Source organism: Borreliella spielmanii (assembly GCF_014201705.1).
GTDB lineage: Bacteria > Spirochaetota > Spirochaetia > Borreliales > Borreliaceae > Borreliella > Borreliella spielmanii.
The window spans coordinates 312,877-333,350 of the sequence record NZ_JACHFA010000001.1; the positions used below are offsets into that span (position 1 = coordinate 312,877).

Here is a 20,474-nt window from a genome sequence, read left to right on the forward strand (position 1 = left end):
TAAGGCCTTAAATACAAGCTTTAATTAGCCCTAAAAAAAGCTTGGCTGGATTTTCTATTCTTGTAATAAGTTCTGGATGAAATTGACAAGCCACAAAAAATTTATTTTTAGGAATTTCTATTAATTTCGCTATTTTAAAATCACTTGAAAATCCAGATACTATAAGCCCATTTTTTTCAAATAAATTTAAATAATCATTATTAACTTCATACCTATGTCTAAATCTTTCGATTATCCTGTCTTGACCATAAAGCCTAAAGGCTATTGTATTCTTTTTAAGAATCACAGGATATCCCCCAAGTCTCATTGTAGCACCTTTATCCTTAATTTCCTTTTGTTCGGGAAGCAAATGAATAACAGGATTTTTTAAAGGTTTGTCTTTTACTAGATTTTCCTCCGTATCAGCATCAAGTATACCACAAACATTACGAGCAAATTCTATTACAGCAAGCTGCAAACCAAGACAAATTCCAAGAAAGGGAATATTATTCTCACGAGCATATTTAATAGCAGTAATTTTGCCTTCATATCCTTTACCTCCAAAACCACCAGGAACAATAATACCGTCAAACTCTTTCAAACGACTCTTATTTAAATCATTAGAATCAATTATGGTGCTTTTAATAAGTAGGTCCAAATTAGCTGCAACATGAACCAAAGACTCTCTAATCGATGCATAAGAATCATCAAGTTCAGCATATTTACCGCAAATAGCAATATTAATAATTTTTTTAGGCATAAAAAAATTAGATTTTATAACTCCTACAAGCCTTGAAAGCTCTTCTATTTTTGGATCAACCTTAATATTTAACTTAGAACTTAAAATCTCATGCACACCTTGTTTGTAAAAAGATATAGGAATTTCATAAATAGTAGAAACATCAACATTATCAATAATAGAAGTACTCTCAACATTACAAAACATTGCCACTTTTTTTTTGATTTGATCTGTCAATACTTGAGAGCTTCTTGCAATAATTAAATCGGGGAAAATGCCTGCTTTATTTAAAGTTTTAACACTCTGTTGAGTAGGTTTGGATTTTTGCTCATTAATTCCTGCTGGACTTGGCACATAAGTTAAATGAATAAAAGCGATATTGCCACTCCCAATCTCATGTCTTATTTGCCTTACTGTTTCAATAAATAAAATATTTTCCATATCACCCACAGTTCCACCAATTTCAATTATCAACATTTCGCTATTCTCAGAACTTGCAATCTGAAAAATTGTAGACTTAATCTCATCAGTAACATGAGGAATAAGTTGAACTGTTCTTCCTAAATATTTACCCTTTCGCTCATTTTCAAGTATCTTTTTGTATATTTTGCCCATTGTAATGTTCCAATTAGACTTAGCATTAAGATTTAAAAACCTCTCATAATGACCAAAGTCCATGTCAACCTCTCCCCCATCATCAAGCACAAAAACTTCCCCATGCTCAACAGGATTAATAGTCCCAGGGTCAGTATTTAAATATCCATCACATTTAATAGGAGTAACCCTAAAATCATATCTAAACAACCTTGCAATACTTGCCGATGTAACTCCTTTACCAATCCCAGAGATCACACCCCCTGTTATTACTAAAATTTTCAAGTTTTTTTTCATCTATACCCCAAATTAAACCTTTAAATTTCAAACCAATTAAGCTTACACTTAAGGAAGAATGCACAAATAACATATAAAACATACTTAATTGCATTAAAACAAACAAAAATTAAACTAAAATAAAAATTATTAATGCTTAGCTAAAAAGCTATTTCTAAGCCCTTGCTCTAAATTTTTTAAACTATTTTAATCATACTTAACAAAGCAATATAATGAACCTTTGGTTAAATAATAATAATTAAACATTGCCAAAAAAACTATAAATCCTACAATAGCAAACAAATTGCTTTTTTTTCTAATACTTCCAAACTCTACTATCTTAAAATATGAAGCTAAATATAAAAAAAATACCGAACTATAAACTATTTTAAAAAAAAGATCACCTAAAAATCTATCTAAAGAAAAAATTAAATCTGAAGAACATGGTGAATATTTAAAAACCGAATGCACAAAAGACGTTAAGAAAAACAATAAAACAATAGTCCCTAAAAAGAATATCAAAACCTTAACAAAAGGATGTGTTTTAAAAGCTATTCTAAAAAACATGAAGATTGAAAAAATAGATAAAAAATTAAAATAGCTAAAAAAGAAAAAATCAGAAAGATATCTTAATTCTAAGAATACAGCACTCTTACCTTTTAAAAAAAATGCACTATCTAAAAATAATAAAATATTAAACCCTAAATAATAAAAAAATATTAAAATCAACGGTAACGCAACTAAATATTTAACTAAATTGAAAAAATAATGCTCAAAAGTTGAAACAGGTAAAGATAAATAAAGAATATTTCTAAATGGATCGTGAATTACTTTATAATAATCACACATAGCAAACATCGATACAATTAAGGTTAAAATCAAAATTTTAGGAACAAAGAATTTTAAAAAATCAATTGGTGTAACATTAAAATAAAATCTAACAAGAAAATAAGATATAAATATAATTCCTAAAATTTTAACTATTAATAAACCATAAAATTTTTTATTATAAAAAAAATCAAAATAAAATAAATTTAAAAATCTTTTTAAGCTAAACATTTTTTATTGCCTCTCCTTTTTTATTTTCAGTAACATATAAAAAGAAAAATTCAATATCAACAGCTTCAGTTCCATTGCTACTCTCAAAATAAAGCGCTTTAAACCCATCTTTATTTTTTTCATAATACAATTCATTCCCATTAAGTTCGCTAATAATTTTAATCTTATAATTTTTATTAATATAAGATATTGAATTGGAAAAAAGAATTGACTTTTCTCCAACAATAATTAAATAATCTACAACTCCTGTCAAATCCCTTACATTGTGACCTGTAATAAAAATGATCCTATTATTTAAATTAGAAAGCACGTTTCTAAAAACATTCTTTGAAGTAATATCAAGACTATTTGTTGGCTCATCAAACAATAAACAAGAAACATTTGTAGCTAGAGAAAATGCAATAATACTTTTTTTCTTTTGCCCAAAAGAAGCTGAAGACAGATTAAGAGAGATATCAAGATTAAAATCTAATAAATATTTTTCAAAATCTGCATTATTAAAATTTGGATAAAATCTAGATAGGGCTTTACTGTACTCGGCCAAAGACAGTCTAGGAAGTGAAAATTCTTCCGGAATAAAAAATAAATTCACTAAATTCAAAGGATCTCTTGGAAAAACTGCTAAAGAGTTAAACAAAATCTTTCCTTTTAATGGCTCTAAAAGTCCGCTTACAAGTTTAAGTAAAGTTGTTTTTCCAACTCCATTTTTACCAAGAAGTAAATAGACTTGGGGAGTATTAATGTTTAAATTTAAATCTGAGTAAACTTCTTTTCCCCTATAGGAAAATTTTACATTAATAGCTTCAATAGTCATAAATACTCCTTAAAATCAAAGGTTAAAATAGGAAAAAAATTAATTACCCCAAAAATATAAATTCAATTTTTTATGAATAAATTATAAATAAATATAGAAAAATTCACATAAAGTCTTGAGCTAAAATTCCAAATTTTTAGCATAATCCTAGGCAAAATTTGAATTTCGTTAAATCCAAAATTTTTTACATATTCATAACAATCTTGAAATTCAGATAATCTTTTAATCTCATCAAGAACAGAAATAAGCTTTTCTTTATAAGCCTTGTAAACCAGCTTATCGGGAATATTCCAACTAATAATATAAATTTGCTTAAAAGAAATAAAATAATAAAATTGCAAAAAAAATCTTTTATATAAATGTTGATATTCGTTAAAAACACCTTCTCTTTTTAATAAAGTTTCTATTATATTAAGGGACAATTTAGCTTTATGCAAAACACTAATAGAAGAACTCATGCTTCCCATTCTTTGGAAATTGGTATAAAAATAATTATTTACAAAAGAAACCTTAGAAGCTTTTAAAAAAATTTGCATAACAAAAACTATATCTTCAAATACTACATTTTGCTGACGAATATTATTCTTTAAGATTAATTCTCGTCTAATCAACTTATCCCATAATGTTCCGACAACAAAATTTTTCCTTCCAAAAGTCGCATAAACAGTAAAAAGCAAATTTTTAAACGCCTCTTTACCTGTTAATGGATAATTAGGAAAAGGAAGTAGGGATTTTCTTTTTACATTTATTGCAAGAAAATAAACATAAAATTGAGAACAAACAATATCGGAATTATCTGCCTTTGCCCTATTATATAAAACTTCAAGCATAGTACTCTCTACAGAATCATCACCATCCCAATAAATAACATACTCTCCTTGAGCTTCAGAAAGTCCCTTGTCTCTAGAAGCAGAAAGACCCATATTTTTTTGACTAAAAATCTTAACAAAACTGTATTTATTAGCATATTTTTCTGCTATCTCTAAACTATTATCATAAGAACCATCGTTAATTAATATAATTTCTTTATCTTTTAATGTCTGATTAACAGCGTCCTTTATCATTGAATCAAGAGTTTCAGCCGAATTAAAAAAACAAATAATAACAGAAACTTTATACTTATGCACAATATCCTCCAAAATAAAAACTGCTAAGTAAAATCAAAGCTAAAACACTTAACAACAAATTCTTTTAATTTTTTGCATAACAATTAAATTGTAATATATAATTAACAAGTTTGTATTGTTTTAAACTCATTTTTAATGAAAAGTTTAGCAGAAATTGATATATTATTAAAAGTAAAAAATTTAAAAAACATTAACCTAAATAAGGAGCTTGAATGCTTGAAATAGTAAGTCTTGGGGGAGGAATAATAAATTCAAATCAAATCAACATAGAATTCATTAAAAACTTTAAAAACTTTGTTTTTAAATGGTTGCTAGAAAATGAAAAAAGAAAAATCATTTTAATAGTTGGTGGAGGAAAAGTTGCAAGAGAATACCAAGACGCCTACAAAAAAATAAATCCTAATTTTAAAGTTCGCGAGCTTGATGAGATTGGAATAATGTCAACAAAGTTAAACGCAGAATTTCTGTGTAAAGTAATGAATCCACTTTGTAAAGACAAAATTATCACTAATCCCTTAAAAAATTTTTCTTTTAAAGGGAAAATACTAATCGCTTCGGGTTGGAAATCGGGGTTTTCAACAGATTACATTGCCGTAAAACTTGCAGAAAAATTTAATAAAAAAGATATCATAAATATAACAAATGTAAATCAAGTTTATGATAAAGATCCAAAAAAATTTAAAAATGCAACGGCTTTTAAAAAATTAAATTGGAAACAATTACAAAACATTGTAGGTCAAAAATGGAATCCCGGATTAAATTTGCCTTTTGACCCAATAGCAACAAAACTTTCTTCAAAACTTGGGCTTACCCTTTACATAGTAAATGGAAATAATATTGAAAACTTAGAAAAAGTTTTCAATAAAAATAATGATTTTTTTGGCACTGTTATAGTAAAATAAAAGTTAATGCCGGTATGGCGGAATTGGTAGACGCGTCAGACTCAAAATCTGATGGGGGCAACTTCGTGTCGGTTCGACTCCGACTACCGGTATTCTAGTTGCTTTTTTAAAAACTTCAAAATTAACAAGCATTACCATACAATGACTGGTCTTTTGGATAAAATTTAGTTTCATAAATTATTTATACTAATAAAACTTGACACTTTTTTCGGTTAATAAAATTTAACATTCTTAAAATAAAATATCTCCTCAATATGCCATCTTTATTCTGAAAGAATATATTGAAAATCATTTAAATTTATAATAAAACTTTAAAAATTAATTAAAAAATCAAAACCTAAAATATCTTCGAGATTGTTTTCATTAAAGCTTCAGGATTAAAAGGCTTAACAAGCCACCCAGTAGCACCAGCTTTACGACCCTCATCAACTTTAGATTGCTCAGATTCAGTGGTAAGAACAAGTATGGGAACAAAACTACCAAATTCTCTTATTTGCTTAATAACACCAATACCATCTAAATTAGGCATGTTAATATCCGTAATAACAAGATCAAAATCTTTATCTCCTTGCCCAACTGCTTCTTTAAACTTTAAAACCCCTTCTAGACCATCCTTTGCTTCTGAGACTCCAAAACCGTTTTGTTCTAAAATATAAGCAACGCTTTGCCTTATTGCCCTATTGTCATCAATAACCAAAATTCTTTTTTTCATCTAATTTTCTCCTAAAACCCTCCCAAAAGTATATAAAAATTAAAACAAAATTACACTACCCTCATCAAATGAATGAACATCCTTAGCTTCCTCTATTAAAGACAATAAGTGCTTTTTATGAATAAATAAAGTAAATCGATTAGCAATTCTATTAACAAATTCTTTATCTTCAACTTCAACAGATTGAATTCCAGCTTTAGATAAAGCTAAATTAAGATTAAAATTTATTTTGCTTTCCATATTGCTTAAAAAATTGTCTATATCCAAAAGAGAATTTTTCAAATTTCTAACATTGTAGACTTCTAATTTCATTTCTTCAAATACTTCCATAAACTCAATTGAAAAAACTTCATAAGACAAAATATTATCAATAGCTACGTTCTTAATATCGAAAATATCATTTTTAATTTCCAGAAATAATTTTTTAAATTTATTAAAATAATTCTTTTCAAGATAAAATCTATTATCATAATCCTTAACAACTTTTTCAAGAAAAAAGATTATTTGATCCAAAAATTCTATTCCCTTGGTAATATTAGAATCAATTTCTTTGATAATTTTCGACATTTCTGAAATATTCCCCTCCATAGCTTTAAGTTCCGATCTTTTGACAACTTCTATCTTTGACGCTATATTAATATTTTGAAACCTAGTAGAAATAGCTGAAATATTTGAAAACATTAGCTCTAATGATTTTATAAGCTTAACCTGTTCATAATATAAATTCAAAAAATTGGAATTATTTTTCTCAACATCATCAATTCTTCTAAGAAGATCAGATAAAATACTAGAAAATTGTTCTAGTATTTTGGGGATATCTATGTATAAGGAATTATCAGACCTTAAATCGTTAATAGTTTGAATAGAACTAAGAGAAGCATCAATAAATTTCTCAAAAACAGTATAATTTTTTTCAAGCTTTTCAAGAAGATCTTTTACTATAACTTTTGATGTATCAGTAAAAACTGATAAAATTTTTAATTTTTGAATCTCACTTATGTCTTTAAATTTAAAAACATCAATATTAGAATACATAATATTTAAATGTTGCAAAGATTGAGTTAGCCTATCTTGGAACTGAAGATAAGAAATAGAATTTACAAGTTTGAATTTAAACTCTAATAAAACCTTTAAAATATCGTCATAAAGAGCAATAACGCTTCCTATTCCATCTGAAAAATCATCTATTTTCTTCATTAAATTATCTCTAAACTCTTCAAGAATTTTATTTTCAGCCGTATTGCTTTCGTATACTTGATTTTTAGCCCTATCTAGACCAATTTTAACTTCGCGCCCCTTACTAGTAAGTTGATCTGCCTGCTTAATCATAGATTGAGTTAAAACCTTAATCTCACTAGTAATATAAGAAAAAGCTCCCCCAGCCTTACCAGCTCTCATAGCAACTGTTAACGTATTAATAGACATTATTTCCATATCAAGAGAGCTTTTTTTCATTTTTTCAATCACATCTTCAAGTATTTCTATATCTTTAACCTTACTCCGTATTATACTAAATTGAGATTCAAGAGACGTTGTTGAAGAATTAAAGTATGCAACAAAATCATCTAATGCTCCTATAATCTTAGCTATAAAATTATTCAAAGAAGTATCATTCTCAAGATCAAGATTAGAAATCAAATCAATACTAAAAGCTAAATCTTTAGAATCTTTAGAAACTTTTTCTATTAATTTAGGAATTGATTTGCTTAAATTTGAATAAATATGCCTTGCGCTCTCATCAAAAGCTTCAAGTTTATAAAATAAGGTAGCCAAATATTCATTGGCAAAAAAATCATTATTGTCATTATCCATTACTAAGATCTCCTTAGAACATGATCGGCTATTTTACTTAAAGGAAGGATTTTGTCTACAGCTCCTATTTTTATAGCTTCCATTGGCATACCAAAAACAACAGATGTTTCTTGATCTTGGGCAATAGTATAAGCACCATTTTTTTTCATTTCAAGCATACAAACAGCACCATCATCTCCCATACCTGTAAGGATAACACCAATAGCATTAGAACCTGCATACATTGCAGCAGACCTAAAAAGTACATTTACAGAAGGCTTATGCCTACTAACAAGAGGTCCATCTAATAAATTTACAAAATAATTTCCACTAACATATTTTACAATCAAATGATAACTTCCATTAGCAATTATTACAAGACCTGGACGCAGAATGTCTCCATCTTCAGCTTCTTTAATATCAATATTAAATTCATTATTTAAGTTTTTCGCAAAAGATTTTGTAAATCCTCCAGGCATATGTTGAACAATAATAATTGGGGGCGAATCTTTTTTAAAAGAGCTTAAAAAAATTCTTAACGCCTCTGTGCCTCCTGTTGAAGAGCCCACAACGATAATCTTGCCAGTTTTGTGCTTATTGAGAAGACCTTGATATTTAATAATAACATCTGGATCATTTTTGGGGGCAAAATTAATAACATCAGAAACTCTATAGCTTTTCCTTATACTTGAATCATCTAAATCATTTTTCCTCAACTCTACTTTAGAATGACTAGAAAAATCAGGCGCGGGAATTCTTTTAGCCTCATATGAAAATATTAATTTATTTTTACCTAAATTTTTCAACTCCAGCTTTATTAAAGCTAAATACTTGCTGCGAAATAAATCAACTGTAAGCTTAAAATTAAGCTTATTTATTATCAACTTAACCTTTTCTTTACTTTGCTCAAGACATCCAAAATTTGGAAACATTTCATTTTGCGCAATAAATACAATTGGAAGAGATATATTATTAAGAACATTGTTTAAAGAATTTCCAAAATTAGATCTTGCCGTACTCTCATCAATAATAACTAAGTCTGGAAACTTTTGTAAAAACACATTAATAAGATTCAAAGAATTAAAACCAGCATTTAATATTTCAACATCATTATCTTTAGAAAAAGCCCTAATAAAAACCTGTTTTATAAGACCTTGAATATCAATTACTAATATCTTCATTATTATATTTTAATATTTTTACCTTTAAAACCAAAAAATCTGTATTTTAGATTTTTTTATCTTATCTTATAAGCTTAGTTATTGCATCTATATCAACAACTAAAGCCAAACTTCCATCACCAAGTATAGTGGCCCCAGAAACACCTTCCACTCGAGAATAAATTTTACCTAAAGCTTTTATAACGGTTTGATGTTGTCCTAAAACTTCGTCAACCACAATGCCCATCTTCCCACTATTTGTGTTCACAACAACAACTTGCTCATTAAAACTCTTCTCGTCAGAAACCTGAAAAAACTCTCTAAGCCGAATAAAACTAATCATACTACCCCTGTAATTCATTACATTACTTTTAGTTTCAACCCCATCTATTTGAGAAATTAAATTATTAGATTCTAAACAAGACTCAACATTAGAAAGAGGAACAATAAAGTGTTCATTCTTTACTCTAACAAGCCAACCCTCAATAATAGCCAAGGTCAATGGAAAAATTAATTTAATTCTAGTATATTTACCAAGCTCACTTTCAAGAACAACATTTCCTCTCAAGGATTCAACCTGTTTCTTAACAACATCCATCCCAACTCCACGACCTGATATGTCAGTAATAGAACTTGCAGTTGAAAATCCAGGCTCAAAAATCAAATTATAAACATCAATATTTGATAAAGTTTTGGCAGATGAGTCAGAAACTATATTACGCTCTATGGCCTTTTTAAGTATTTTATCCTTATCAAGACCTCTTCCATCATCTTCAATAGCAACAATAACAGAATCCCCAGATTGAAACGCTGAAAGCTTAATAATGCCTTTAGGATCCTTTCCTAATCTTTCTCTCTCTTCAGACGATTCAATTCCATGATCTATTGAATTGCGAATCAAATGAACTAAAGGTTCATTAAGTTTTTCAATAATACTTTTATCAAGAACAGTATCACCCCCATAAGCATGATAAAGAATTGACTTACCAAGATTAGCAGATAAATCTTTTACTATTCTTTGAAATTTTACAAATAAAATCTCAATAGGAACTGTTCTAAGCCCTGTTGTATAATCTCTTAACTCATTAATCAATAAAGAAAATTCTGCTGATATTGAATTTAAAACATTGCTACTTCTATTTTCAGCTTCTTTTGAAAGTTTTGATTGTATTGTAACAAGTTCTCCAACAAGATTTACTAAATGGTCAAGCTTTTTAGAATCTACCTTAATACTAGCAATATTAACCTTACTTCTAACAGTATCATCTTGAACATTAAATTTATTTTTATCTCCATTAGAAAAGGATTTTTCAACAAAATCAGATTTTCTCAATGAAGAATTAGCAAGATCTTTAGCATTTCTATCTAAACCCAACAAATTGAAATTTTTAAGCCCTACATTATCGCCTTTATCCGCTTCAAAACATTTATCTAATTCTTGAATATCAATTTTTGATTGAGAATCTAAAAATACAAATATATCTTCAATACTCTCTCTACTCTCTTCTGTGTTTAGTATTATCTCCCAATCAACATAAACATTATCAGGAGAAATAAGCTCTAAATCAGGAATATTATCTACTTTAGCTCTAACATAGCCATTGCCCAAATTAATCAACTTGCTCAATAAATTTATAGGCTTATGCCCATGAAACAAAATACCCTTAGCAGGAGAAAAAAGAATTTTATAACTCTTAAATTCAGATCGCAAAGCCTCATCATCAAATTTATTGTCTGGATCTACTCTAGCAACCTCTTCTAAAACAGAACTGTTGCCAGACTTTGAAAAATCATTTTTTAAAGCTTCTTGAAAATCACCCTTAACATCAGAAGTCTCAAGAACCTTTTTAATTTCATTTAACAAAACCTGTTTACGCTTGTTAAAGTCAATCTCAGAAATTGCTTCATCACCTTCAATAAGCTCCCTAATAAAATCAACTGACATTAAAGTAGCATCAATAGCAGCTTGATTAAAAATCACTCTACCATCTTTTACAACATCAAGAACTGTTTCTATTTCATGGACAAGCGATGCTGTAAAATTAAATCCAAACATACCGGAACTTCCCTTTATAGTATGTAAATTTCTAAAAATAGAATTAATAATGTCTTGATCTGAGCTTACCTCAAGATTAAGAAGCGCTTGCTCAATATCTGAAACATTTTCTATTGATTCTTCCTTAAAGGAATTCTTAAATTTATCAATCACATCACTACTATCCATAAGCTTTCCTTAAATCTAAAATCCAACTAAATTAAATCCCAAATCAAAGCTATCAACATCTTCAATATCTGTCAAAAACCCACCATATATCAATGAGCTTAAAACCTCATCGGATGGATACTCAATTTTTACAAATAAATTTTTATTCTTAGCATATTTATTAGATGCATATAAAATTTGTATAAAAGTAATATCTATTTTTTCAACATTTGAAAGATCAATAGTAAGAGTATCCCCCTCTTTCATTTTTTTAAAAATATTCAATAAGTCTTCTTTTACCTTAAAAATACTATTTATTACAAGCTCTCCCTCAGGCCTATAAATCATGACTAAAAACTCCTATTGCTGCTGATATTCGGGATCATATATTGTTGTATTTCTAAACCTGGAAAGTTCTCTAACATCAAATAAATTTTCTACATCTAAAATAATAATAAACTTATTATTACTCTTACCAATTCCTGAAATAAATTTTGAATTAAACCCTGATCCAATCTTAGGAGCATCATCAATGCTAAATGGATCTAATTCAAGAACTTCGTTGACATAATCTACTAAAATTCCAAGATTAAATTCATCGCCCTCGTAAACTAAAGTCAATATAATAATATTTGAGACATTAACTCCCTTGCTTCTCTTTTTATCATCCTCATCAACAACACGATCACCCATTCCAAATTGTTTTCGAATATCAATTATTGGGACGATTTTACCCCTATTATTTATTATTCCTGCCATGTAGCTGGGAGTCCTTGGAATTTTTGATATCTTAGTATATTCCAAAACCTCAACAACATACTTAATCTCAATAGCATAAAGTTCATCTAAACTAAATAAAAGGTACTGACTTAAAGAGTCTTGTATATCTGAATCCATACCTAAAACACCCCTTTAAATGCAATTTAAATCGCAAATAGAATACTAATATCAAGATTAATATTAACTCATATATTAATAAATACAAATTAACAAATTAGAAATTAATAAAATTTAATTTTTAATAAACTAAGAAAAGACATAATTTTAAAAGAATTCTATTTTATAATTTTAGATATAAAGTTGCGGTTTAATTTAAATTTCGAATAAAAAAGTTAACAATGCAAAATAAAAACAAACTAACCAGTTTATTGCTAATTATTACATTATTTTTCAATGTTGAAAATATTTTCACAAACGAAAAATTTAAAAACAGTGCAACTGATTTAAAAATAGACAGCTTAAAACCAAAAACTAAAATAAAATTTGGCTTTATTTTACCTTATCCTACCGCAATAGAATTCAGCATTAATAACTTTAATATTGGAGTGGGGGTAACAATACTAAGTGTTTCGGAATTTTTTCCAAAATCACCTCTGGTATTGCTATTTAAAGCATATTTTGACTACATGTTCTTAAACTTAAGAATTAAAAATTCAAACTTTATCTTCTTCTTAGGATCTAGCTTATTTTGTGAAATAGGCAAAATTACAAGCTCAAATTTAACAAATGATTTTTCTGGGATTACATATAAAATCGGGATAGGTTTACCCTTAGGAATAAGATATGAGGCTTATTATGACATTATTGAAATTATAATAAAAACAACACCTTCAATTTTTATTGGCCAATTACCTAATGGAAATTTAATATTTCCAATAAAAGGTAACTTTTCTATCGGGATAAAAGGCACCTTTAAGATATAGTTTTCACTTTTTAGATAAAAAAAAATATTGAACTAATTTTTTTAAAAAAGCTAGTATGTTAGCTTAGGAGATAACAAAAAATGAGAACAAAAATAATTATTATGTTAATTATTATTTTATTAGCTCCAATCTCGGGGTTTGCTAATTCAAAAAAATCTGCAAGGGGTAAATTTGGTACAGGAATTATACTCCCATTCCCAATTGCTTTCCAAATTAATATAGAAAGCTTTGATCTTGACATTGGTCTTTATAGTGGAGTAAATAATTTATTCTCAGACTGGAAAACGCTGTTTATAGCATTGGACTATATTTTCTACATATATACATTCCCGGGAGCCGCTAATATTTTAGATTTTTCAGTTGGAGCTGGAGGATACGGAACAATATGGTTTTCAAGATTTAGCGGCAGTCAATCGGGCTCTGGACCAGTGAGCATTGGGGCAAGATTGCCTTTAGCTTTAAATCTTGCGGTATTTAGAAAAAAATTCGACATATTTTTACGAATAGCACCAGGACTTGGGATGAATATTTGGAGCAATGGTATTGGATTTAGATGGGAAGTATTCGCAGGATTGGGACTAAGATTCTGGTTTACTTAATGTAAAATTCTTTTTTTAAAAAATAACAGTTGTTATTTTTTAAAAAAAGAACAATTGTTAAAAAATCAAACCTCTTGAAAAAACTTTGACAGAAAAATTTAAATAGTCAAAGACTTATTTTTATTGTTTTAAAATTAAAAAATAAAATACTATAATAATAAGACAAAATTTGGGAGACAGTGGTGAAAAAAATTTTTATATTATTAATCATGATTGTAAATACATATACAAATAGTTTTGCAAAAGATTCATATCTAAATAGGGGAATTGGCTTTGGAGCAAGTATTGGAAATCCAATTATTAACTTAATAATGTCATTGCCTTTCATCGACTTTGAAATAGGTTATGGCGGTAGCAATGGAATAAATTTATCGGGATTTAAACTTGAATCAAAATTTTATGATTTTAATTTATTAGCAATAGCAGCACTTGATTTCATTTTTACAATATATTTGATAAAAAATTTAAATTTAGGAGTTGGAATAGGGGGAAATCTAAGCCTATCATCTCATACGTCTAAATTAATACATATAGAATTGGGATTTGGAATAAGAATTCCATTGGTTATTTTTTATGACATTACAGAAAATTTAGAAATAGGTATCAAAATAGCGCCTTCAATAGAATTCATCTCAAACACAAGATCCCTTGCGCATCACAGAACTTATTCGGGAATAAAATCAAACTTTGCTGGGGGAATATTTGCTAAATACTATATCTAAATTCGCAATCAGCATACTGATTTATTAAATTTATTGCCAAGTACTATGAAAAAATTCGCCTCTTTTTGAATCTAATCTTTCAAAAGAATGAGCACCAAAAAAGTCTCTTTGTGCTTGAATTAAGTTAGAAGGCAGGTAATTAGTGGAATAAGAATCTAAAAACGAAAGGCTGGCATAAAATGCTGGTAAAGGTATCCCAATTTCACTAGCCTTTGAAATTATTCTTCTCAAAGATTTGTGATTATTTTTTAATAAATCTAAAAAATAATCATCAAAAAGCAAATTAATAAGATGAGGATTTTTATCATAAGCTAATTTAATTTTGTCTAAAAAACTACTGCGAATAATGCAACCTTCTCTCCAAACTAAAGAAATTTTACCTAAATTTAAATCCCAACTATAATTCACAGATGCGGTCTTAAGCATCATAAAACCTTGAGCATAAGCTACTATTTTTGAAACTAAAAGAGCATAATAAAGATCCAAAATCCAATCACTAAGCTCAAAATCAAAAGAAACAGTATCCATCTTAAGCAAATCACTAGCAATAATCCTTTCGTGTTTTAACCCGGACATAAATCTTGAAAAAACAGATTCAATAATTAAATTTACAGGTATGCTAGATTCAAGAGCATCAATAGATGTCCAAACACCAGTGCCTTTTTGATTTGCAACATCTAAAATCTTATCAACTAAATATTCATTATTTTCTTTATACCTAAGAATCTTAGAAGTTATTTCTAGTAAATACCCCGAAAGATCGCCTTCATTCCACTTTTCAAAAACTTCAGAAATTTTTGAATTATCTAAATTGAAAGCTTTTTTCATGAAAAAATAAACCTCGCTGATAAGCTGCATATCAGCGTATTCTACCCCATTATGTATCATTTTAACATAGTGCCCAGAACCATTCTCTCCAATATAAGCCACACAAACATCATTGTTTTTAGTTCTAGCTGCAATTTTACTTAAAATGGGTTCAAGAATTTCATAAGCTGATTTACTTCCTCCATACATTAGTGCAGGACCAAATCTTGCTCCTTTCTCTCCTCCAGAAATTCCAAGTCCTACAAAATAAATATCCTTGGCAAACAATTCTTTTTCTAATCTCATTGTACTCTTATAATGAGAATTCCCACCGTCAATAATTATGTCCGATTTACTCAAAAAGGGTAAAATTTGTTCAACAACCTTTTCTACAGCCAAACTTGGCACCATTAAAATGATTTTTCTTGGGATTTTCAAGCTTTTAACAAAAGATTCAATATCTTTAAAGCCATTTATCTTTTTATGAGAATTTTGTTTAACAAAAATTTCAGTTTTTTCACTATCTCTATTGTAAACAGAAACATTAAAACCGTTATCAGCAATATTTAGGGCTAAATTGCCACCCATAACACCAAGACCATAAATTCCTACATCCATTGCATTCTCCTTGATTCTAATTTTCCATTCTAAACAAATTGCTTTATTTATTATTTTTAGATTATGTTATATCATAAAAAAAGTAAAGATTAAATTGAAAAGGAAAGTTTGCATGAAAAAACAATTTGATACAGAAGTAAATGATTTGCTTTATTTAATCATTCACTCTCTTTACTCCCATAAAGAAATATTTTTAAGAGAATTAATATCAAATGCCTCTGACGCTATTGATAAACTTAAGTTTTTAAGCTTGACAAATGAAAAATTCAAAAACATTGTTCTAGAACCAAAAATAGAAATAACATTTGATGATAAAAGTATCCTTATCAAGGATAATGGAATCGGAATGGATGAACAAGATTTGACTAATCATCTTGGTGTAATTGCAAAATCAGGAACTAAAGAATTTATTAACAATTTAAAACAAGATGAAAAAAAATCTGCAAGTCTAATTGGCCAATTTGGAGTCGGATTTTACAGCGCATTCATAGTATCAGAAAAAGTAGAAGTTACATCAAAAAAAGCACTAGAAAACGATGCTTATGTTTGGTCTAGTGACGGTAAAACGGGATATGAAATAGAAAAAACAAAAAAAGAAGATTGGGGCACAGAAATAAAGCTTTATCTCAATAAAGAAGGACTTGAATATGCTAATAAATGGAAAATTCAAGAAATTATCAAAAAATATTCAAATCACATAAATTATCCCATTTATATAAAATACAGCGAACCTATAATGAAGGATGGAAAACAAGAAGGAATAGAAGAAAAAGAAGAAAAATTAAACGAGACCACTGCTCTTTGGACAAAAAATAAAAACGAAATTAAAGCAGAAGAATATAACGAATTTTACAAAAATACAACCTTTGATTATGAAAATCCGTTGATGCATATTCATACAAAAGCTGAAGGAAATTTAGAATATATCAATTTATTTTATATTCCAAGTAAAGCTCCTTATGATTTATACTATCCAAACACCAAACCTGGAGTAAAACTATTTATAAACAGAATCTTTATTACAGATTCTGAAGGTAGCTTGCTTCCAAACTATCTAAGATTTATAAAAGGAATTATAGACTGCCAAGATTTACCGCTCAATGTAAGTAGAGAAATTTTACAACAGAATAAAATTTTATCTAAAATAAAATCATCTTCTGTAAAAAAAATACTAAGCGAACTTGAAAAGCTAAGCAAAAAAAATCCTGAAAAATTTTCAGAGTTTTCTAAAGAATTTGGTAGATGCATTAAAGAGGGCGTTTATTCTGACTTTGAAAACAGAGAAAAACTTATCTCATTAATAAGATTTAAATCTTCAAATGTAGATGGATTTGTCTCTTTTAAAGACTATAAAGAAAGAATGAATGAAAGCCAAAAAAGCATTTACTATATAACAGGTGGTAAAGAAAATATATTAAAAGAAAACCCAATAGTGAGCGCTTATAAGGAAAAAGGATTTGAAATCCTAATCATGGACGATGAACTTGATGAAGCTATTTTAAATCTAATTCCAGAATACGAAGGATTAAAACTAAAAGCAATAAACAAAAATGAAACTAGCAATGAATTAAAAGATGAAAATTTCAAAAAAATTGAAGAAGAGTTTAAAGATACCCTTACACGAGTAAAAGAAATCCTCAAGGACCAGATAAAAGAAGTCAATCTCTCGGCAACATTAATAAAAGAGCCTTCGGCAATAATAGTTGATAGCAATGATCCAACTTACCAAATGCAAAAAATCATGCTGTCAATGGGACAAGAAGTAAAAGAAATCAAACCAATACTTGAACTAAACCCTAATAATAAAATAGTTCAAAATTTGAAAAACCTAGAGCCTGAAAAATTAGAAAAAACAAGCATTCTCCTTTTTGAGGAAGCTTTACTAACTTCAGGAATGCCTAGCAAGAATCCAAGAAAATTCATAAACATAATAAACGAATTTCTAGAAAAAGACTTTTTATGATTAAAATAAAAAAAGAGAGCTTTAAGCTCTCTCTCTTTTATTTTTTAACTCGCAACACTAAATCTTTGCCTGCTACAACGGGCTTTGTTTGAGATATTTTATGTCTAATTTCTTCTGTCAAAACAGTTGACGACATCAAAATATATTCAGACTCATTTTCAAGCTTTCCAAAAGAATATTCTATGCTTGAAACTTCATCAGAATTTGCGATAACAACTGGAGTAATAACAGATTCTGAGTGCTCTTTTAAATATTCAAGATCAAGCCTAATAATAACCTCACCTTGCTTAACATTAGTGCCTTCCTCAGCAACTCTTGTAAAACCCTTACCATTTAAATTAAGAGTATTAATCCCAAAATGGACAAAAATTTCAACACCCTCTTTAGTTTCAAGGCTAAAGGCATGATTAGTTTTAAAAATTTTACCTATTTTACCATCGCAAGGCGCTAGCAACTCATTACTTGTTGGAAGAATTGCAATTCCATCACCAACTATTTTTTCAGCAAACGCTTCATCAGGAACCTTATCAATCGACATAACTTTTCCACTAATCGGAGCAATCAAATCCAATGTAGCAGTTTTTTTAAAAAAATCTAAAAACCCCATAACTAATCTCCTATAAATTTATCAAAATAACTTAAAGTTTCTTGTTCAGAATCACTATTTAAAACCCTATTTGCTAATTCTTCCAATTCCATTATTGTATATTTTTTAAGCAAATATTTAATTCTAAGTGTAGCACTAGGAATCATGCTCAAAGACCTAAATCCAAGACCTACAAGAAGTAATGCTCCAGCATCATCCCCCCCAAGCTCACCACAAACAGACACATCAATTCCAGAAATAACTCCATCGTCAAGAACCTTTTTGATTAATTTCAACACAGCAGGATTATACTTATCATATAAATTTGATATTTTTTGATTACCACGATCAACAGCTAAAACATATTGGGTTAAATCGTTAGTCCCTATACTAAAAAATTTCAATTTACTGGCAAGTTTAGAAGAAATTAAAGCTGCAGAAGGAACTTCTATCATACAACCCACTTCCAAATTTTCATCAAAAGGCAGATTTCTAGACCTCAGGTTGATTTTTGCATTATTCACAAAATATTCGATCGTTTCAATCTCTTCATATCTGGTAAGCATGGGCACCATTACTCTTATCTTCCCATAATGACTGGCCCTAAAAATAGCATTAAACTGCGCTTGGATCAATTCCTCATATTCCTTATACATCCTAAGTGCCCTAAAACCCAAAAAGGGATTCTCTTCTTTCTCAAAATTAAGATAGGGAATTTCTTTATCCCCACCAACATCAAGAGTACGAATAGTAACAACCCCTTTTTTTTCCATTGTATCTATAACTCTCTTATAAGTTTCAAACTGCTCATCTTCTGTTGGGGGTTGTAAAGATTTCATATATAGGAATTCTGTTCTAAAAAGACCTATTCCCTCAACGCCATATTTATTAACATAGGCAATATCAACTGGCGTTCCAATATTTGCCTTTAAAAACACTTTTATACCATCTTTTGTTTCAGCATCTTTATCTTTTAAAGAAAAAAGCTCTTTTTCCATCTCTACTTGTCGCAAAATCTTATCTTTATAAAGATCAAGCTCATCATAAGAAGGATTTTTAATAACAATAGAAGATATTGCATCAATGACTATTTTATCACCATCCTTTAGCGCATCAATATCTAACAAAGTCATAACAAGCGCTGGAAGTCCCATTGTTCTTGCCAAAATAGCAGCATGAGAGGTTTCTCCTCCAACTGCAGTTAAAAATCCTTTAACATAATTTAAGTCAAATTGCATGGTATCAGACGGTGTTAATTCTTCGGTAACAAGAATAATATCTTTATTAATCTCAGAAAAATCGGTTACTTGACCTAAAACGGTAGAAATTAATCTATTTCTAATGTCCTTATAATCAGATGCTCTTTCTTTTAAATAAGGATCTTTATAGTCTTCCACACTTTTAACCAAATTTTCAAACGCTAAATAGATAGAATAAGCAGCACTATAATTTTCCTTTGTAATAAGCTCAACAACTAGCTCAGAAAATTCATCGTCTTCAACGATCAATATTTGACCTTCAAAAATACCTTTCTTATCATCTCCAAATTGAAGCACGGCTTTTCTCTCAAGATCTTTAAGCGCCTCAATTGCTTTTGACTTAGATTTATTGAATTTTGATATCTCGCTATCAACTTGAGAAAAGTCGATTTTTTCTTTACTTATAATTTTATCAAAATTTTTTCTAATACAAAGAACTTCTCCAATGCCTATTCCTTTGGATATTCTTTTACCCGATAAAGTCATAACTTAAATCCTTCTAAAATTCATTCCTTAAAAGATTCGATAAGCTCTGCAAGCTCTGAAGCAGCAATTTCCTCATCCTCACCCTCAGCACATATCAAAAGCTTTTTACCTGACGACAATTCCAAAGTTTGAAGCCTAAATAAACTTTTTCCGCTAACAGACTTTCCATCAGACTCTATTGTTATCTCACTAGAATATTCTTTAGCTTTTTTTACAAAAGTTGACGCAGGCCTAACATGTAAACCATTTACAGCCTTAATAATTGCTTCTTTTTTTACCATAAGTACAGAAACCCCTCATTATGAATATTATTTTTGATTAACTTTTTACATTATAATACATAAAAATAAATTATATATTCCATTTATATAAGAA

19 protein-coding genes and 1 tRNA gene are annotated in these 20,474 nt (G+C 28.6%); 6 read left to right on the forward strand and 14 right to left on the reverse strand.

All coding sequences use genetic code 11. From position 1 onward, the window contains the following. Nucleotides 1-7: 7 nt before the first annotated feature. The 4 genes from pyrG to HNR35_RS01405 form a co-directional block, all read right to left on the reverse strand. Nucleotides 8-1,609, reverse strand: coding sequence for a glutamine hydrolyzing CTP synthase (gene pyrG / locus HNR35_RS01390; RefSeq protein ID WP_183223437.1), 1,602 nt, complete (start codon nucleotides 1,607-1,609; stop codon nucleotides 8-10). Between the two features lie 186 nt (nucleotides 1,610-1,795). After that, nucleotides 1,796-2,647, reverse strand: coding sequence for a hypothetical protein (locus HNR35_RS01395; RefSeq protein WP_006433992.1), 852 nt, complete (start codon nucleotides 2,645-2,647; stop codon nucleotides 1,796-1,798). Continuing rightward, nucleotides 2,640-3,461, reverse strand: coding sequence for an ATP-binding cassette domain-containing protein (locus HNR35_RS01400; protein ID WP_006433967.1), 822 nt, complete (start codon nucleotides 3,459-3,461; stop codon nucleotides 2,640-2,642). The genes HNR35_RS01395 and HNR35_RS01400 overlap by 8 nt, the downstream gene beginning before the upstream one ends. A gap of 62 nt (nucleotides 3,462-3,523) precedes the next feature. Next, a complete protein-coding gene (locus HNR35_RS01405) occupies nucleotides 3,524-4,600 on the reverse strand; it encodes a glycosyltransferase family 2 protein (protein ID WP_006433876.1) in 1,077 nt (358 codons plus the stop codon). Between the two features lie 200 nt (nucleotides 4,601-4,800). Between HNR35_RS01405 and pyrH the strand changes: the two genes are divergently transcribed. Together pyrH and HNR35_RS01415 are read left to right on the forward strand one after the other, a co-directional pair. Next, a complete protein-coding gene (gene pyrH / locus HNR35_RS01410; protein ID WP_006434015.1) occupies nucleotides 4,801-5,490 on the forward strand; it encodes a UMP kinase in 690 nt (229 codons plus the stop codon). An 8-nt stretch (nucleotides 5,491-5,498) separates the two neighbouring features. After that, nucleotides 5,499-5,582: transfer RNA gene (locus tag HNR35_RS01415), tRNA-Leu, on the forward strand. A 245-nt stretch (nucleotides 5,583-5,827) separates the two neighbouring features. Here the strand turns inward: HNR35_RS01415 and HNR35_RS01420 are convergent. From HNR35_RS01420 to HNR35_RS01445, 6 genes are all read right to left on the reverse strand, one after another. After that, nucleotides 5,828-6,202 carry a response regulator gene (locus tag HNR35_RS01420; RefSeq protein ID WP_002557158.1) on the reverse strand — a complete coding sequence of 125 codons (375 nt, stop codon included), beginning with the start codon at nucleotides 6,200-6,202 and terminating at the stop codon, nucleotides 5,828-5,830. Between the two features lie 39 nt (nucleotides 6,203-6,241). Further along, the gene (locus HNR35_RS01425) at nucleotides 6,242-8,014 is read right to left on the reverse strand and encodes a BB0569 family chemotaxis protein (protein ID WP_183223439.1); all 1,773 of its coding nucleotides are present in this window, start codon (nucleotides 8,012-8,014) and stop codon (nucleotides 6,242-6,244) included. A 2-nt stretch (nucleotides 8,015-8,016) separates the two neighbouring features. Then, entirely contained in the window at nucleotides 8,017-9,174 is a 1,158-nt protein-coding gene (locus HNR35_RS01430; protein WP_006433874.1) for a CheB methylesterase domain-containing protein, read from the reverse strand. A 61-nt stretch (nucleotides 9,175-9,235) separates the two neighbouring features. Beyond that, nucleotides 9,236-11,377: a chemotaxis protein CheA gene (locus HNR35_RS01435; RefSeq protein ID WP_183223441.1), complete on the reverse strand. Its 2,142-nt coding sequence runs from the start codon at nucleotides 11,375-11,377 to the stop codon at nucleotides 9,236-9,238. 15 nt (nucleotides 11,378-11,392) lie between these two features. Next, entirely contained in the window at nucleotides 11,393-11,704 is a 312-nt protein-coding gene (locus HNR35_RS01440) for an STAS domain-containing protein (RefSeq protein WP_006433907.1), read from the reverse strand. A 12-nt stretch (nucleotides 11,705-11,716) separates the two neighbouring features. Then, nucleotides 11,717-12,253 carry a chemotaxis protein CheW gene (locus HNR35_RS01445; RefSeq protein ID WP_183223443.1) on the reverse strand — a complete coding sequence of 179 codons (537 nt, stop codon included), beginning with the start codon at nucleotides 12,251-12,253 and terminating at the stop codon, nucleotides 11,717-11,719. 221 nt (nucleotides 12,254-12,474) lie between these two features. Here HNR35_RS01445 and HNR35_RS01450 point away from each other — a divergent pair, with 221 nt between their 5' ends. The 3 genes from HNR35_RS01450 (at nucleotide 12,475) to HNR35_RS01460 (ending at nucleotide 14,380) form a co-directional block, all read left to right on the forward strand. Continuing rightward, nucleotides 12,475-13,059, forward strand: coding sequence for a BAPKO_0422 family outer member beta-barrel protein (locus HNR35_RS01450; protein ID WP_183223445.1), 585 nt, complete (start codon nucleotides 12,475-12,477; stop codon nucleotides 13,057-13,059). Between the two features lie 80 nt (nucleotides 13,060-13,139). After that, nucleotides 13,140-13,658, forward strand: coding sequence for a DUF3996 domain-containing protein (locus HNR35_RS01455; RefSeq protein ID WP_183223447.1), 519 nt, complete (start codon nucleotides 13,140-13,142; stop codon nucleotides 13,656-13,658). 182 nt (nucleotides 13,659-13,840) lie between these two features. Beyond that, on the forward strand, nucleotides 13,841-14,380 hold the full coding sequence (locus tag HNR35_RS01460; protein ID WP_183223449.1) for a BAPKO_0422 family outer member beta-barrel protein: 540 nt from the start codon (nucleotides 13,841-13,843) through the stop codon (nucleotides 14,378-14,380). 30 nt (nucleotides 14,381-14,410) lie between these two features. Here the strand turns inward: HNR35_RS01460 and gnd are convergent, their stop codons facing one another. Continuing rightward, nucleotides 14,411-15,805 (reverse strand): decarboxylating NADP(+)-dependent phosphogluconate dehydrogenase, encoded by a 1,395-nt coding sequence (gene gnd, locus HNR35_RS01465; protein ID WP_183223451.1) that lies wholly within the window; start codon nucleotides 15,803-15,805, stop codon nucleotides 14,411-14,413. Nucleotides 15,806-15,917: 112 nt separating this feature from the next. On the opposite strand from gnd, the gene htpG reads away from it, so the two are divergent. Next, the gene (gene htpG / locus HNR35_RS01470; RefSeq protein ID WP_183223453.1) at nucleotides 15,918-17,768 is read left to right on the forward strand and encodes a molecular chaperone HtpG; all 1,851 of its coding nucleotides are present in this window, start codon (nucleotides 15,918-15,920) and stop codon (nucleotides 17,766-17,768) included. A 37-nt stretch (nucleotides 17,769-17,805) separates the two neighbouring features. Here the strand turns inward: htpG and crr are convergent, their stop codons facing one another. From crr to HNR35_RS01485, 3 genes are read right to left on the reverse strand one after another with little or no spacing between them, the layout of a single operon-like run. Then, complete coding sequence (gene crr / locus HNR35_RS01475) at nucleotides 17,806-18,375, reverse strand: PTS glucose transporter subunit IIA (protein ID WP_006433945.1); 570 nt, start codon at nucleotides 18,373-18,375, stop codon at nucleotides 17,806-17,808. 2 nt (nucleotides 18,376-18,377) lie between these two features. Continuing rightward, on the reverse strand, nucleotides 18,378-20,099 hold the full coding sequence (gene ptsP / locus HNR35_RS01480) for a phosphoenolpyruvate--protein phosphotransferase (RefSeq protein ID WP_006433859.1): 1,722 nt from the start codon (nucleotides 20,097-20,099) through the stop codon (nucleotides 18,378-18,380). A 20-nt stretch (nucleotides 20,100-20,119) separates the two neighbouring features. Next, a complete protein-coding gene (locus tag HNR35_RS01485) occupies nucleotides 20,120-20,380 on the reverse strand; it encodes an HPr family phosphocarrier protein (RefSeq protein ID WP_002557145.1) in 261 nt (86 codons plus the stop codon). Between the last annotated feature and the right edge of the window lie 94 nt (nucleotides 20,381-20,474).

Bases quoted from the DNA above. Each gene is read 5' to 3' on its own strand.
- HNR35_RS01455 (WP_183223447.1), top strand. From the start codon at position 13,140: ATGAGAACAAAAATAATTATTATGTTAATTATTATTTTATTAGCTCCA.
- HNR35_RS01450 (WP_183223445.1), top strand. From the start codon at position 12,475: ATGCAAAATAAAAACAAACTAACCAGTTTATTGCTAATTATTACATTA.
- pyrG (WP_183223437.1), bottom strand. From the start codon at position 1,609: ATGAAAAAAAACTTGAAAATTTTAGTAATAACAGGGGGTGTGATCTCT.
- HNR35_RS01400 (WP_006433967.1), bottom strand. From the start codon at position 3,461: ATGACTATTGAAGCTATTAATGTAAAATTTTCCTATAGGGGAAAAGAA.
- HNR35_RS01425 (WP_183223439.1), bottom strand. From the start codon at position 8,014: ATGGATAATGACAATAATGATTTTTTTGCCAATGAATATTTGGCTACC.
- HNR35_RS01435 (WP_183223441.1), bottom strand. From the start codon at position 11,377: ATGGATAGTAGTGATGTGATTGATAAATTTAAGAATTCCTTTAAGGAA.
- gnd (WP_183223451.1), bottom strand. From the start codon at position 15,805: ATGGATGTAGGAATTTATGGTCTTGGTGTTATGGGTGGCAATTTAGCC.
- pyrH (WP_006434015.1), top strand. From the start codon at position 4,801: ATGCTTGAAATAGTAAGTCTTGGGGGAGGAATAATAAATTCAAATCAA.
- HNR35_RS01445 (WP_183223443.1), bottom strand. From the start codon at position 12,253: ATGGATTCAGATATACAAGACTCTTTAAGTCAGTACCTTTTATTTAGT.
- HNR35_RS01395 (WP_006433992.1), bottom strand. From the start codon at position 2,647: ATGTTTAGCTTAAAAAGATTTTTAAATTTATTTTATTTTGATTTTTTT.
- HNR35_RS01440 (WP_006433907.1), bottom strand. From the start codon at position 11,704: ATGATTTATAGGCCTGAGGGAGAGCTTGTAATAAATAGTATTTTTAAG.
- htpG (WP_183223453.1), top strand. From the start codon at position 15,918: ATGAAAAAACAATTTGATACAGAAGTAAATGATTTGCTTTATTTAATC.
- crr (WP_006433945.1), bottom strand. From the start codon at position 18,375: ATGGGGTTTTTAGATTTTTTTAAAAAAACTGCTACATTGGATTTGATT.
- HNR35_RS01420 (WP_002557158.1), bottom strand. From the start codon at position 6,202: ATGAAAAAAAGAATTTTGGTTATTGATGACAATAGGGCAATAAGGCAA.
- ptsP (WP_006433859.1), bottom strand. From the start codon at position 20,099: ATGACTTTATCGGGTAAAAGAATATCCAAAGGAATAGGCATTGGAGAA.
- HNR35_RS01430 (WP_006433874.1), bottom strand. From the start codon at position 9,174: ATGAAGATATTAGTAATTGATATTCAAGGTCTTATAAAACAGGTTTTT.
- HNR35_RS01485 (WP_002557145.1), bottom strand. From the start codon at position 20,380: ATGGTAAAAAAAGAAGCAATTATTAAGGCTGTAAATGGTTTACATGTT.